Annotated in this window: 11 protein-coding genes, 1 tRNA gene and 1 pseudogene; 10 read left to right on the forward strand and 3 right to left on the reverse strand. The window is 60.9% G+C overall.

Annotated elements, in window-relative coordinates:
* Positions 1 to 67 precede the first annotated feature (67 nt).
* The 9 genes from CWR53_RS19215 to CWR53_RS19255 all read left to right on the forward strand — a co-directional run bounded on the left by CWR53_RS19215 (position 68) and on the right by CWR53_RS19255 (position 9,713).
* A complete protein-coding gene (locus CWR53_RS19215) occupies positions 68 to 325 on the forward strand; it encodes a PAAR domain-containing protein (RefSeq protein WP_100852270.1) in 258 nt (85 codons plus the stop codon).
* A 114-nt stretch (positions 326 to 439) separates the two neighbouring features.
* Positions 440 to 640, forward strand: a complete 201-nt coding sequence (gene csrA, locus CWR53_RS19220) for a carbon storage regulator CsrA (protein WP_100852271.1) — start codon at positions 440 to 442, stop codon at positions 638 to 640.
* A 47-nt stretch (positions 641 to 687) separates the two neighbouring features.
* A complete protein-coding gene (locus CWR53_RS23050) occupies positions 688 to 1,119 on the forward strand; it encodes a carbon storage regulator (protein ID WP_181405446.1) in 432 nt (143 codons plus the stop codon).
* A gap of 312 nt (positions 1,120 to 1,431) precedes the next feature.
* A complete protein-coding gene (locus CWR53_RS19230) occupies positions 1,432 to 1,947 on the forward strand; it encodes an Hcp family type VI secretion system effector (protein ID WP_100852272.1) in 516 nt (171 codons plus the stop codon).
* 93 nt (positions 1,948 to 2,040) lie between these two features.
* Entirely contained in the window at positions 2,041 to 4,542 is a 2,502-nt protein-coding gene (locus tag CWR53_RS19235; RefSeq protein WP_100852273.1) for a type VI secretion system Vgr family protein, read from the forward strand.
* Between the two features lie 14 nt (positions 4,543 to 4,556).
* Positions 4,557 to 7,547 (forward strand): hypothetical protein, encoded by a 2,991-nt coding sequence (locus tag CWR53_RS19240; RefSeq protein ID WP_100852274.1) that lies wholly within the window; start codon positions 4,557 to 4,559, stop codon positions 7,545 to 7,547.
* The gene (locus CWR53_RS19245) at positions 7,544 to 8,644 is read left to right on the forward strand and encodes a hypothetical protein (protein ID WP_100852275.1); all 1,101 of its coding nucleotides are present in this window, start codon (positions 7,544 to 7,546) and stop codon (positions 8,642 to 8,644) included. The genes CWR53_RS19240 and CWR53_RS19245 overlap by 4 nt, the downstream gene beginning before the upstream one ends.
* Positions 8,645 to 8,649: 5 nt before the next feature.
* The gene (locus CWR53_RS19250; protein ID WP_100852276.1) at positions 8,650 to 9,306 is read left to right on the forward strand and encodes a hypothetical protein; all 657 of its coding nucleotides are present in this window, start codon (positions 8,650 to 8,652) and stop codon (positions 9,304 to 9,306) included.
* A complete protein-coding gene (locus CWR53_RS19255) occupies positions 9,303 to 9,713 on the forward strand; it encodes an SEL1-like repeat protein (protein ID WP_100852277.1) in 411 nt (136 codons plus the stop codon). Before CWR53_RS19250 ends, CWR53_RS19255 begins: the two co-directional genes overlap by 4 nt.
* A 694-nt stretch (positions 9,714 to 10,407) precedes the next feature.
* Here CWR53_RS19255 and CWR53_RS19260 read toward each other — a convergent pair.
* The 3 genes and pseudogenes from CWR53_RS19260 to CWR53_RS19270 form a co-directional block, all read right to left on the reverse strand.
* Positions 10,408 to 11,612, reverse strand: a pseudogene (locus CWR53_RS19260) (tyrosine-type recombinase/integrase); the annotation flags it as partial.
* A gap of 328 nt (positions 11,613 to 11,940) precedes the next feature.
* Positions 11,941 to 12,016: transfer RNA gene (locus tag CWR53_RS19265), tRNA-Thr, on the reverse strand.
* Between the two features lie 70 nt (positions 12,017 to 12,086).
* The gene (locus CWR53_RS19270; RefSeq protein WP_058638634.1) at positions 12,087 to 12,497 is read right to left on the reverse strand and encodes a pilin; all 411 of its coding nucleotides are present in this window, start codon (positions 12,495 to 12,497) and stop codon (positions 12,087 to 12,089) included.
* Positions 12,498 to 12,710: 213 nt separating this feature from the next.
* Between CWR53_RS19270 and CWR53_RS19275 the strand changes: the two genes are divergently transcribed.
* Positions 12,711 to 13,919 carry a type II secretion system F family protein gene (locus CWR53_RS19275; protein WP_100852278.1) on the forward strand — a complete coding sequence of 403 codons (1,209 nt, stop codon included), beginning with the start codon at positions 12,711 to 12,713 and terminating at the stop codon, positions 13,917 to 13,919.

Here is a 13,919-nt window from a genome sequence, read left to right on the forward strand (position 1 = left end):
CACGCCGTAACCGAATACCTGACGCCTAACCCACCGCCGCGTCCGCCGGGCGCGCAAGGAGTGAACTATGAACTTCCCAGGCAAACGCCCCGTCCGGCTGGGCGACAAGACCACCCACGGCGGTGCCGTTATCGCCACCCCCAACCGCAGCTCGGCCGGGGGCATCCCGCTGGCGGTGATCGGCGATGCGGTCAGTTGCCCCAAGTGCGGCCCGACCACGATTGCCGAGGGCGATGCCACCTGGACTATCGACGGCAAACCCGTGGCACTGAATGGCCACGCCACCGACTGCGGTGCCAAGCTGATTGCCAGCCTGCCCGCCTGAAACCGGCCATAGACTGGGGCCGCCGCTGCACCGCCGATGTGAGTACGCATCATCAAGGAAATGGCTTGTCGTTACGGGCGGCCGTAAATCAACACGGAGCAAGAAGACACCAGCATACTGATACTTTCACGCCATCCGGGCCAGACACTGATGGTCGGCGACAACATTCAGGTAACGATTATCGAGGTAAAGGGCAACCAGGTACGCATCGGCATACAGGCACCCAAGGAGGTCGATGTTCATCGGCAGGAAATCTACGAGCGTATTCGTGCCGGTCTCCCCAAGCCCAACTCCGGCAACCATCCACAGTATTAAATCGCATTACCTGATCAGCCTTCGCTGATCAGGAAGGAGAATTGACCATGCTGTTCCTGACCCGCCGGCGCGGCGAAGTCGTAATCATCGGCGACGCTATTCAAGTCACGGTCATGCAGTTCGATCTGCATCAGGTTCGCCTGGGCATCCAGGCGCCCGGTGACCTCGAGATTCACTGGCAGGAGAACGCCCGTGATATCCGCACCCGCGCCCAACCGCAAAGCCCGGTTATCGTAGACCGCCGGCATACTGAAACCGTGACGATTGGCGGCAGCATTCAGATAGCGATATTGCAAACCGGCCTACACCAGATCCGCCTTCGCGTTGAGGCACCCCGGGATGTTCGCGTCGATAGAGATGAAGTCCATCACCGCCCCCAGGTAAAACACGCCAGCGAGGCCGCACCGCCGCCAGCCCCAGCCCCAGCCCCAGCCCCAGCCAAGCGAACCCTGCGCACGCTCTCGCTCAAACGCCACTGATCATATTTCGACCGGGCCATTTTTGGCCCGGCCTAGCCAAAAATGGCACAGTTAAAACCCTTTATTTTCAATCACTTAATATATTCCAGGCCAAAAATGGCCCGCCGCAACTGGATTCCACCTCGATTTACCCGGCCACACACGCGCCACCACCGCATCAGAATATCCACGCAGCCCAGTAAGTACGCAGGGTTCAAAGAAGCTTCCGGGCAAAAACACGTATTGGCATGCCCCCTGCAATGTCGTCCTCCTCCCCGCATGGGACGGCATCAACGGCCACTGCGGCCCTCTCGACGACATAAGGAATCCGTCATGTCCACACCCGCCTACATCGCCATCACCGGCAAAACCCAGGGCAAAATCACCCAGGGCGCCTTCACTTCCGATTCGGTCGGCAACGTCTACCAGGAAGGCCACGAAGACCAGATCCTGGTGCAGGAAATCAAGCACCGCGTCACCACCCCTACCGACCCGCAAAGCGGCCAACCGTCCGGCCAGCGTGTGCATAAGCCGTTCGTCTTCACCTGCGCGCTGAACAAGGCTATCCCGCTGCTGTACCAGGCCCTGGCTACCGGCGAAACCCTGAGCAAGGTGGAAACCCAGTGGTTCCGCACTTCGGTCGAGGGCAAGCAGGAACACTTCTTCACCACCCTGCTCGAAGACGCCACCATCGTCGACATCAACACCGTGCTGCCGCACGCCCAGGACACCAGCAAGTCCGGCTACACCCAGCTGATCGAGGTCAGCATGGCCTACCGCAAGATCACCTGGACTCACGCCGTGGCCGGCACCGAGGCCTCGGACGACTGGCGCAAGCCTGTCGCCTGATGAGCGAACCGCCGCTGCCGGCCAGCGCCGGCAGCGGTTTCTCTTTGCCTACGGACTGCCGGACACTCCATGCCGGCCCGCAAGGAGCACGTCATGCCGCGCCAATCCGACCTGCGCTTCACCGTCACCGCACCTGCCGGCGATTTCGAGGTGGCCGCCTTCTCCCTCGACGAGGCCCTCTCCACACCCTTTCGCCTGCACCTCGAACTGGCCAGCTTCGACCCGGCCATCGATTTCGCCAAACTCCTCGACCAGCCCCTGACCCTCCACATCGCCCAGGGCAGTGTAGTGCGCCATGTCCATGGCTTGGTCAGCACCTTCGAACAAGCCGACACCGGCCACCGCCGCACCCGTTACCGTGCCACCGTCGAGCCCGCCCTGGCCCGCCTCGGCCTGTGCGCCGACTGGCGCATTTTTCAGGCGTTGAGTGTTCCCCAGATCATCGAACAGGTCATCGCCCAGCACAGCATCACCGATGTCGAACTCGTTTCCACCCGTGAGCACCTGCCGCGCGAGTACTGCGTCCAGGCCGGCGAGACCGACCTCGATTTCGTTGAACGCCTCGCCGCCGAGGAAGGGTTCTACTACGCCTTCGAGCACCGCGCCGACGGCCACCGCCTGGTCTTCAGCGACCGCCTCTACAGCCACGGTGCCATCGACGGCGAACCCGTCACCTACAACCCCAAGGCCGGTGGCGATGCGCCCAGGCCCGCGCTGCACCGCTTCGTCTATGCCGAGCAGGTGCGCACCGCCCGCCAGACCCAGCGTGACTACACCTTCAAGCACCCACGCTACAACCAGCAGCACAGCGTCGACGGCGTTGAGCTCGACCACCAGCGCAGCGACTACGAGCGTTACGCGTACCCTGGCCGCTACAAACAGGACGAGGCTGGCAAGCCCTTTACCGAGACCCGCCTGCTTGCCCTGCGCGGCGATGCCCGCCTGGCCCGTGTCGAAGGCGACGATGCCCGTCTGCTGCCCGGCCCCGCGTTTACCCTCAGCGGCCACCCGCGCGAGGACATGAACCGCGGCTGGCGCACCCTGCGCTTGCATCACGAGGGCGTGCAGGCCACCAGCCAGCAGGAAGACGCCGCCGACGCCGAACAGGGCACCCGCTACCACTTCAGCGCCGAGCTGCTGCATGACCACACCGACTGGCGCGCCCCGCTGCCGCCCAAGCCACGTATCGACGGCCCACATATCGCCACCGTGGTCGGCCCCGCCGACGAAGAGATTTACTGCGATGAGTTCGGGAGGGTCAAAATCCAGTTCCCCTGGGATCGCCTCGCCGCCTGCGACGAGCACAGCTCCTGCTGGGTGCGTGTCGCGCAGAACTGGGCCGGCCCGGCCTGGGGCCATATCGCCATCCCCCGTATCGGCCACGAAGTCATCGTCGATTTCCTCGACGGCGACTGCGACCAGCCCATCGTCACCGGCCGCGCCTATCCGGCCACCCACCCCACGCCCTACAAGCTGCCGCTGCACAAGCCCCTCAGCGCCATCCGCAGCAAGGAGCACCAGGCCGGCCGGGCCAACGAGCTGCGCATCGACGACACCCATGGCGAAATCAGCGCCGCGCTGATGAGCGACCATGCCGACACGGCCATCCACCTGGGCTACCTCACCCATCCCCGACCCAGGGGCGGCGAGCCCCGTGGCGAGGGCTTCGAGCTGCGCAGCGATGCCAGCGGTGCGTTGCGTACCGCCAAAGGCCTGCTGCTCTCCACCGAGGCGCAGCCCGGCGCCAATGGCGGCCAGCTCGACCGCGAGCAGGCCATCGCCCTGCTGGAGCGCGCGCTGGAGTTGGCCAGGAACCTCGGCCAGGTGGCCGGTGACAACCAGGGTATCGGCCACGACCCCGACCCGCAGCAGACCCTGACCACCGCCGTGCGCGAGCTGGACCACGGTGCCAACGACCACCCCGAGGGCGCAGGCCAGGGCGGCGAACCGCTGGTGGCCGTCAGCGCCCCGGCCGGCGTGGCCGTGGCCACCTCGCGCAGCATCGCCCTCGCCGCCAGCGAGCATATCGACAGCGTGGCCCAGCAGCACCAGCACCTCACGGCCGGCAAGAACATCGTGCTCAATGCCGGCGACCAGATCGGCCTGTTCGCCCAGAGTGGCGATATGCGCCATATCGCCCACCAGGGCGAGGTGCTGGTGCAGGCCCAGCACAACAGCATCAAGGTGCAGGCCGAGCAGAGCATCGAGCTTAGTGCTTCCCAGCAGTACGTGCAGATCGACGCCGGCACGCACATCACCCTGCTGTGCGGCGGCGCCTACCTGAAAATGGAAGGCGGCAACATCGAGCTGGGCATGCCCGGCAGCTTTATCGTCAAGGCGGCGAATCACCAGCAGGAGGGGCCGGGACAACTGAGCCGGACGGTGAACACCTGGCCGCACGCGAAGTTCGACGACAAGTTCCAGGTGCTGCTGCATGACGGCAAGCCTGCTGCCAATTACGCCTACGTCATTACCCGTGCCGACGGCGCGACGATCGAGGGCGTTACCGACAGCCAGGGCATGGTCGATGTTCAGCGTGGCCTGAGCATGGAATCGCTTTCCCTGGAAATCCTTGAACCGAATGATGCTAATTGACAGGAGACCCCGGCATGAGCACGGAAGAAACCACTTGCCGCCAGGTGGGCTCGCGGCTTGACAGCAAGACCGCCAACTGCCGCTTCGACCATACCCTCACGCCGAACAAGCGGACTGATCTGGTGCAGCTGCGCCTGCCGCCACCGCAGCAGGGTTTGGCGATCTACCCGTTGCGCTATGCCGTGCTGCGCCATGAGTTCCCCCGCGCCAAGTTCCCGACGCTGAATTTTTCCGGTTATGCCGAACTGGGCGACGGCTACCATCTGGGCGTACGCGAGCTGCGCCCGCGCACCCAGCTTTACCTGCTGTACACCGAGAATGGCACGTTCAAGTACAAGCATTACCAGGTAACGGATGCGGTGCAGTTCGCCGAGTTTGTCCCGCCCGAAGATGCCGGCGAAACCACGACCTCGACCGATCAGCAGGGCAACCCGATTACCGTCATGCCCACAGTCTCGTCGGCTGTCGGCTTCATCACCGCGCCGCTGCCAACCGCCGAGCGTGACATCGGCGACACCGCCTATCTGCTGACCTGCGATACACAGCTCACCGCTACCGTACTGGGCAAGCTGGAACGCAATGAAGGCGGGCTGCGCACCGCCACTACCACGGAGATCCGCCTCAAAGGTGGCCCCCGGCAACCCCATGTGCTGGGCACCGAAACGCTGAAGGACATACCCGCCCTGGCCGAGGACGAAAAACAGCGTCTGTCACTGCTTGAATGGAGCGAAAACCAGCCACAGGAAATGCTCGGCGGCGAGACGATTCACCTCGTCTGTCAACGCCGCTCCCAGCAGCCCGGCCAGTCGCAGCGCCAGGCCCCCGTGGCCGTGGCGCTGCATGACCCGGTTGGCGTCATGAGCGAGTTCGGCCACCTCACCGGCAGGTGCGTGCTGGATCTGCAGGAATGGTCTGATCGCGAGCAGGTGCCGCGCAAGGTCATGGTCTCCCAATGGATAGATGAACTGGGCCAGCAGAAGGCCCGCAGCGTCGAGCTGGATACCTACAACAATGACGCTATTGGCAGCGCAACCCGGGGAGCCTCCGGTGGCGCGGCCAATGCAGCTCGTGACCGGGCGTACCGCGCGGGTCTTGCTGCACGCGACAAGCGCCTGGAAAGCGCCCGCAACGATAAACGCCGTGAGTTCATGGCCACCTACGAGCAGAAGCGCGATGAGTTTATCGCCGCCATCGACAAGACCGCTGCAGCGGCCTACGCCATGTACAGTGCCCTGGAGCTTCGCCACGGCGCCGTCATGCAGCTTTACGATGAAACCGATGTAGAAAGCTTTATCTGCCTGCGTCGCGCCGTTACCTACTCGATGACCGTGCTCGCCTGCGACCCGCAGGGCCGCAAGGTGCTGGAGGCCATGTTGCCCGAAGCCGGCCCCACCGGCCTGATGGCGCGTGCTATCACGGGGTTTCCGGAATTTGCGGACTTCATTCAAGTTGGCGTCGCCATGGCCCAGCAGGGGGGCCTGGTGGCGGCCAGCCTGGTAACAGACCGGATACGGCAACTGGCAGAGCGGGTGCCGCCGGACGATGCCAGCCGCTATCTGAGCCATGTCATCGCCGAGCTGGTGGCCCGCAAGCGCCTACGCACGGCAGAAGCGTTCGAGCGTAGCCTTTACTTCCGCGCCCTCCAACTGTTGGAAGGTACGCTGGTTAGCCATGAGCCGACTGACCCCAGGCAGGCCGGCAAGTGGTTGCTGGAACGCACTGGCGGCAAGGCAGTTAATGGCTTTCGCCCCAGCACTCTGGCCCGCCACGCCAATGAGTTGCTCTCTCTCTACAAGAGCGAGCCGGTACAGAATCATCTGTCGGAGATCAATCGTAACGCCAAAGCGCTGCGGGAGTCGTCCAACCACTGGCATAGGCTCAAGTTCAGCTTCGGTGCCTTTGGTATTTTTTTGGGGACATGCAACCTACAAGAGGCGATCGACAAGCTGGGCAACGCCGATGGTCCGGTGCTCGTCAACTCTCTCAGCCTGGTATCTGGCCTGCTCGCTACAGGCAGCTCCATGGCCGTGGTCGGAGAGGCAAGGCATCAGGGCCGGGAGGCCGCAGCCAGAACCCGGGCGAATGCAGGGGCGGCTACACAAGCACAGCATAGGGCCACGCGCTACGGTAACTGGGCCGTGGGCATGTTGGCGGCCTCTGCAGCGACGACCAGTTTCAAGGAATTGTTGCTTGCCGCCAATGCAAACTCCGTCGGCCAGGCCACCGCCCATGCTGCAGGTAGCGTACTTCAGGCTGCCGCCGCAACTACTGGGGGCTTGCACCTGATGGGGCAGCTAAGTACGCAACAACATGCCGGGGCCTTGTCGCAACTATCAAGAACAGCCATGACCAGTATGGGAACGCGCGCCGCCGGTACGGGGGTTGCTGCCAGTACAGCTCGTTTGGCCCTCGGAGTCGCCAGGCTGGGGTCAGGCCCGATAGGCTGGACTCTAATCGCACTGGAACTCTCGTATCAGGTCATTCGGACATGGAATGAGAAAAACACCGAAGAACGCAAAGTAACGGATTGGATAGCCCGAAGTATCTGGGGAACAGGGATACACCAGAATCGGATATTCAGTAACGAAGTTCTCTCTCCCTTTACATCCGAAGAAGAAATCATTGGGTTTTATTACTTCTTTATGAAACCTCATATCGAAACGGATACGGCGGTACTGCGCACGATAGGTTCGCTGACTATTCCGGTATGGGGTGCGGTCAATCGGGCAAATCATGGCAGCCAGTTGCCAGCAGATGCCCGTACTGTCACCGTGGCATTTCCCGGCTGGCAGCCGCAAGTTAGCGCCTACACCATCACCCAGCATAATGAATTCAAGTTTACCGGCATACAAAAAACGCTAGATGACCCGGATCTTGTTCAAGTTCGCGATGGTGTCGGTTATATTAGCTACCCTACGGACACATTGGGCGGCAACATTGAAGTTAAATACTGGCCTAATGCCTTTGCCGAACCCAACCAGGTGCTTGAAATGGAGAAGACGTGAGCCAACAACCACAAGAGGCGCCGCTAAGTACAGACGAGTTGGAAACTAGAGTAGCCGCATTATGGCGTGGCGAACTGGAATGGGTGCGCCAGCACCCTAATCCTGATCTGTCCATGTTTGATGCGGAGTTTGAAAAGGAATTAAGCCGGACTGAAATACATGAGCTTCCTGCGCTTGATATTGCCATGTGGCCAAAAGACTTAAATTTCAATATTGATACCAGTGATCCAGGCAAATTCAATGATCGCTTTATCGAGATACCGGCCAAGTGCAGCAGCTCTGCAGCCCTCTTATTAATCAGCATTCATCATGTCGTCCTGATGTTTATTCTGGCATTGGCAGTATTCACTGGTGCATCGCCTGTTGAATTTGCTCCTCTATATTTGTTTGCCCTATTAATTCTGGCACCACTTACGTACTACGCCATAAAATCCAACAAACTATCCGCAGGTAGAATCCGCTATAACCGTCAGGCCCAACTGATCCATATTGATAATGGTCAAGGCCGTATTGCACATATCCCCTGGCGGCATATCAGGCCGGCAGTGGACAACCGCTACGGCCCAATGGGTGCCCTACAGCTCTACGCCCCCCATCCACATGCAGCAATAGAGAGCAATAAGCTGCGCACATCAGGAAACCCTCACCCCTCTTACTTGATGGAGCCCTACACCTGCGGTAGCGGAATTGAGGGGTTATATGACCTGCAGCGGCTTGAGTTCCTGCGCCGCTATATGGAGCATGGCATTAAGGCGGTTCAGCCGCAGCCGGGAACGATCACGCCGCAGCAGAAGGCCACTTATTCCAGGCACAGGCTGTCTCCACTGCTTCGCGTATGGCACTGGCTTTGCTTTATCCCGTTACTCGATAGGTACATGCGCCATGGCGCTGAAAACGCTGAATGGAGCGACGAAGTGCAGAATCTTTGCGGCCCAGCTCCCGATCTGCGCGGGTTGGATACCCGGCCGGTCAAATCCCGCACCGATATCTACTACCGCCCGGCCTACGACCATCCCGTCAGCTTCGGCTACCGCCTGGTGAATCGCCACGGGCACCCGTTACCGCAGCCGGCTCAGTCACTATCAAAAAGGAAATGACTCTAATGGAAATACGGTTCGAGCAGGCAGACGAAAATGCACATGACACGATCTTCAAGTTGCTGCAGGACGAAGGGCATCAAGTTGATAAAATCAGGATGGATCACAACTTCAATGTGATCGAATCGGACGGCAATAGGCTGATAGACCAGCGCGAGTCCGATATTTCTCTTCTCGTCGACAGGGCACTTGGCAAGCCTGAAAAACAGGCTTTCGACTGGCTGAACGAACATTGCCGACTACGCCCCGCCAAGCACAAGGACGTCTGGTTCTATGCACTTTGTGCCTGTGGCGTCTGGACACTGCTCCGCTCACCCTACCTTGTGGAGGATGCTTCATTTATCGAAGCGGCAGTGCTTCTCGGCATGAACTTGCTCTCCACTGCCTTGTTCGTGCTGGCCTATCTCATCGCCCGTACCAAATCCCGGCAGGATACGTCCGGACAAGCCTTCGGTATCAGGAAGAACAAGCTGTTCTGGGCAGGAACGGTACTTGTGGCCTTGCTGTTCCTGTTCGGATTGGTGGCCCTGATCGACGCTCCCGAACTTGCCGCCGTATCTCTTCTACCGATCATCAGCCTCGGAACCGCCGCCATAGCTTTCCATAAGGCACGCTACTTTCACACACTCGAAGCGTTGCAAGGCCATGAGGTATCAGCATGATCCAGCGATTCTTCTCCCTTGCCCACAAGGCCTTTCCTATCCTTGCCTTGGCGGTGTTGTTCCCGGTACTTACAGCCTGTGAGCCGTCGCCGGATAAGGCGCTGTCACAACAAGCGAAATCTGGCGACCCGGCCGCTCAATATGAATTGGCCCTGGCCTACTCCGACCTGCAGCAATATGAAAAAGCCGTTCATTGGTGGAAGCAGGCCGCCGAGCAAGGTCATGCACCGGCCCCACGTCATCCCGCCAAGAATGCTGAGTGTCATCAGGGATCAAGGCCCCTGCGACCTGTGGGGATGTCCTCTAGCGCGGGACTCGCGGCTCCTTACGTCCGGGAGCAAGGGCATCTCATGATCTGGCCTCCTGAACACCTTTACCGGTGGGCGGGTGGAGGCTGCATTGGCTGACGAGACCAGTGCCGCGAGATCCTGAGCCGGGAGAACGCAGCGGTGGGATGACCGGGACATGCCTGAATATCAGTCAAGTGCAGTCCATTCCTTAGTCTGCGGCACCATCATCTACATCGCTGTTGCTGATGACATCGGCGTTTGTCACATCGATTGTCACGAGTGAAGTTGCCGCAAAGCCAAATGCGATGAGGGCTGCAGCAGTGTTAGAAGCGCCCGTCCTTTCCAGGAGAAAGAGACGGGCACAGGTTGGCGCAAGATTCGGCCAAGCAGAAAGGTTGCTGCAGGGCGGCGAAGTAGGAAGTGTTGTCTGGCGCACGAGGGCCATCGTCTGAAGTAGGCAACCATCACCGGGGAGGTGACCGGGCGAGCTGCCGGACGCTAATCGCCATTTGGGGGAAGAACCACCGCAGGAGCGGCGTGACCTTGAAGGCTCGGGTCACCTGGGGTGCTGTCAACGACAGCCTTTGCACTGTCTTTTCTACGCCCGCAATCCGAGAGGGTCAAGCGACTCGCCCGCTGGATTTTGCAGTTGAAAATGACGTTGGGTGTGTACGAAATCCCGCGGTTTCCAGTGGCCGATTTAGTGTTTTTGATTTTTCAGATGAGGTCCATCCAAACAGGGCGGCTTTGCAGCCCTGTTTGAATGGACCCGCATGGAAACGCGGATCACCGACGCTTCAAAGCCGTGCGCTCACTCGACTGCGCCACGCCTTGCTCGTAGGCTAGAAACGTTTGCCCCGGTCTGATTCGCGAACTCATGCGGCGAGATATGCTCCTGCCGGTTCGCTTCGAGGTAACGGCTCCACCAACTCATAATCATTCGCCGCTCCTCCAGGAACTCGGCCTTGTGGATATACGCCGCCCGAACATTGTTGCGCTCCCTGTGGCTCATCTGCCGCTCGATAGCCGTCTCTGGCCACAGCCCGGATTCGACCAGGGCACTGCACGCCATGGACCGAAAGCCATGCCCGCAGATTTCGGTCTTGGTGTCATAGCCCATGTTCCGCAGAGCGCTGTTGACCGTGTTCTCTGACATAGGCTTCCAAGAGCGAGCGTCACTAGTGAACACCAGATCGAAATACCCCGTAATCGCATGATTCTGTTCGAGCAATGCCACCGCCTGCGGTGACAGGGGGACGAGATGGATGTCGCCCGCCATCTTCGTCCCTCTGGTCGAATACGGCACTCCGTCCAACGCGGGCCGCGTGTCAGGTATGTCCCATATGCCGCGCTTCAGGTCGAACTCACTCGAGCGTGCGAAGCGCAGTTCGCTGGACCGGACAAACACATGAAGCGACAACATCACAGTCAGCCGAGTGAGCGTGCGCCCCTTGTAGTTCTCGATGCGGTCCATCAAATCAGGCAGACGTGACAGCGGGAGTGCAGGTCGGTGCGTAACCCGTGACGCGCTGATGAAACCCTCAAGGTCATACGCAGGGTTCACCGTGATCAGCCGTAACCGCTTCGCCTCACGCATGATGCTCTGTAGGTAGTTTTGCACCCTCAAGGCCACGTCGATCGTGCCGCGTTTCTTGATCGCCTCAAGCGGCTGCATGAGGTCAAAGGTATCCAGATCAACGATGGCGCGTGCGCCGAGCAGCGGAAAACGTGAGTCTTCAAACGACTGAGCACTGTCCGGGAATGACCCGGCGCCCACTTCACGGACATTTCCTTGTGCCAGTCCAAGGCAACACGTTCGAATATTTGCCCTCAGACACGCGCATCGGCCTTGGCTTGTTGCTTGGATGCAAAAGGATCATTGCCGCTCAGCCAGCATCCGCTTGTTCTTCAGACTCTTCTGCCAGCATCTGCGAGACCGATGACGGGATAGTTGCCAAACGAGGTCAGCTCCTCTCGCCCATGCGGTTTCACATGCCTCAAACACCAGCTTTTGTGGCGATTGGAGTGAGCGCGGGCTGAAGACCCTCATCTTCGGAAGGCTGGCAGGGGCGCTCAAAGGTTTGTTAGAGCGGTATGCGGTGTCGGTCGGGGGTGCGGTAGCAGGGGCGTTGAGCTGGAGAGGCTGTCGGATTTTTACAGAATGCTAGATCGTTGGGGCCGCTTTGCGGCCCATCGCGGCACGAGGCCGCTCCTACAGTGGTCGTGTGATGGCTGGGGTGACGGGGGTGGGCTGCGAGGCTGTTCTGGATGAACAGCGTGGCTGCCAGAAGGCGGGTTTTACGGGGGTTCCAGAGATTTTGGTAGCCTTCGCTGGAACCTGAAGTGGTGCCGGAGACAGGAATCGAACCTGCGACCTTCGCGTTACGAGTGCGCTGCTCTACCGACTGAGCTACACCGGCGTGTAGCGCAACGTACCACTGCTGCACCCGTTACGCAAACCTCTGTTTCCATTCGTTTATTGCGTCATCCTTACGGCGCGGCGCAGCCGTTGGGGGCGAGGTCGGTTTCGATGTCGGTAGTGCAGGCCCAACCGGTGGCTGAGCGGGTCAGGGTCAGGGCCTTGCCCAGCACGGTCGCAGGGGCGTCGACCAGGGTGCAGACGATGCGGCCACTGGCATCGCTGGCCTTGCCGGTGGCGGTGATCGCGCAATGGGCGGTGCTGGGCTGGCCGCCGAGGCTGGCGACGTCGGTAACGTCGCGGCCTTCGTTCAAGCGCAGGTCCATCGCTGTTTTCAGGGCGCTGATCTCCAGCAGGCCGGCGGCGGCCTTGGAGCGGGCTTGGTGGTTGGTGTACATCGGTAAGGCGATGGTCGCCAGAATGCCGATGATCGCGACGACGATCATCAGTTCGATCAGGGTGATGCCGCGTTGCCCTTTCATGAACAATTTCCTTTTCGATACGCAGACTCAGTGAGGTCAGGCTTGCCTCGACCGGCAGCGGCGCAGTAGGCCTGAACAGACACCTTTTGTCACCTCTACCCGCTTGGGCTTTGCCCTCGCTGCACTACTCTAGTGACCATCGGAAAGGCGCGCCTTTCCATGGATGGGGCAAGCTGTTTCCAGGCTTGTCACAGGGACGAAAAGGACATGTACATGACGTCATCTACGCATCTCTATACCTGGCAGGGCACGGACGCCAGCGGCGCACCCGTCAGCGGCCAGACCACAGGGCGCAGCGCGGCCTATGTACAGGCTGCGCTAATTCGCCAAGGCATCACGGTGGCGCGGGTGCGACCTGTGGGTGGGCTGGCACTGACCTGGCCGCGTTGGCAGACCAGGCCGGACACGGCGGGTTTCAGTCGGCAGCTGGCGACCTTGCTGCGAGCGGGGGTGCCGTTGTTGCAGGCGTTCGAGGTGATGAGCCGTAGCGGCTGCCCTGAGGGGCAGGCGGCGGTGTTGCTGGCGCTGAAAAAAGACCTGGGCGCAGGGCTGGGGCTGGCGGATGCCTTGCAACGCCATCCTCGCTGGTTCGATGGGCTGTACTGCAATTTGGTACGGGTGGGTGAGCAGTCGGGGACGCTCGATCGGCAGCTCGAACAGTTGGCGTGCATGCTGGAGCAGCGGCGCACGCTTGAGAAGAAGGTGCGAAAGGCGATGGCCTATCCCATCCTGCTGTTGCTCACGGGGTTGGGGGTTTCGACCATCTTGTTGCTGGAAGTGATTCCGCAGTTCGAATCGATGTTCGTCGGCATGGGTACGGCATTGCCAGCCCTCACCCAGTGGGTGATAGACCTGTCGGCTGGGTTCGGGCAGGTGGCGCCCTGGGTGGCGCTGGCAGGGATACTGCTGGGCATCGGTGGGCGCCAGCTGTATCGCCAGCATACACCGGCACGCCTGTGGTGCGCGCAGCAACTGCTAAGCATGCCGGTGTTCGGAGCGTTGTTGGGGCAGGCTGCGCTGGCGCGGTTCGCCCGCAGCCTAGCGACCAGTTATGCGGCTGGGGTGCCGTTGCTGGACGCGCTGGGCACGGTGGCCAGGGGGTGTGGGAGTGAGCTTCACGAGCAGGCGGTGATGCGGTTGCGTCAGGCACTGGCGAACGGTCGGGCCCTCAATCAGGCGATGGCTGAGGAGCGCGTGTTCCCGCCCCTGCTGGTGCAAATGACGGCAATCGGCGAGGCCAGCGGGACCTTGGACCAGATGCTGGACAAGGCTGCCATCCATTATGAGGACCAGGTCAGCCAGGCCCTGGACCAGCTGGCCAGTCTGCTGGAACCGGCCATCGTGCTGGTGCTGGGAGTGCTGGTCGGTGGGCTGGTGGTGGCGATGTACCTGCCGATTTTCCAACTGGGTAGCCTGATCTGA

Origin of the sequence: Pseudomonas sp. SGAir0191 (genome assembly GCF_002812565.2) — a bacterium.
In the GTDB taxonomy this organism is placed as follows: domain Bacteria; phylum Pseudomonadota; class Gammaproteobacteria; order Pseudomonadales; family Pseudomonadaceae; genus Aquipseudomonas; species Aquipseudomonas parafulva_B.

What these genes read in the sequence shown, in the direction of transcription:
- CWR53_RS19235 (WP_100852273.1), top strand. Translation starts at nt 2,041, where the DNA reads ATGCCGCGCCAATCCGACCTGCGCTTCACCGTCACCGCACCTGCCGGC.
- CWR53_RS19240 (WP_100852274.1), top strand. Translation starts at nt 4,557, where the DNA reads ATGAGCACGGAAGAAACCACTTGCCGCCAGGTGGGCTCGCGGCTTGAC.
- CWR53_RS19215 (WP_100852270.1), top strand. Translation starts at nt 68, where the DNA reads ATGAACTTCCCAGGCAAACGCCCCGTCCGGCTGGGCGACAAGACCACC.
- CWR53_RS19270 (WP_058638634.1), bottom strand. Translation starts at nt 12,497, where the DNA reads ATGAAAGGGCAACGCGGCATCACCCTGATCGAACTGATGATCGTCGTC.
- CWR53_RS19255 (WP_100852277.1), top strand. Translation starts at nt 9,303, where the DNA reads ATGATCCAGCGATTCTTCTCCCTTGCCCACAAGGCCTTTCCTATCCTT.
- CWR53_RS19250 (WP_100852276.1), top strand. Translation starts at nt 8,650, where the DNA reads ATGGAAATACGGTTCGAGCAGGCAGACGAAAATGCACATGACACGATC.
- CWR53_RS23050 (WP_181405446.1), top strand. Translation starts at nt 688, where the DNA reads ATGCTGTTCCTGACCCGCCGGCGCGGCGAAGTCGTAATCATCGGCGAC.
- CWR53_RS19275 (WP_100852278.1), top strand. Translation starts at nt 12,711, where the DNA reads ATGACGTCATCTACGCATCTCTATACCTGGCAGGGCACGGACGCCAGC.
- CWR53_RS19230 (WP_100852272.1), top strand. Translation starts at nt 1,432, where the DNA reads ATGTCCACACCCGCCTACATCGCCATCACCGGCAAAACCCAGGGCAAA.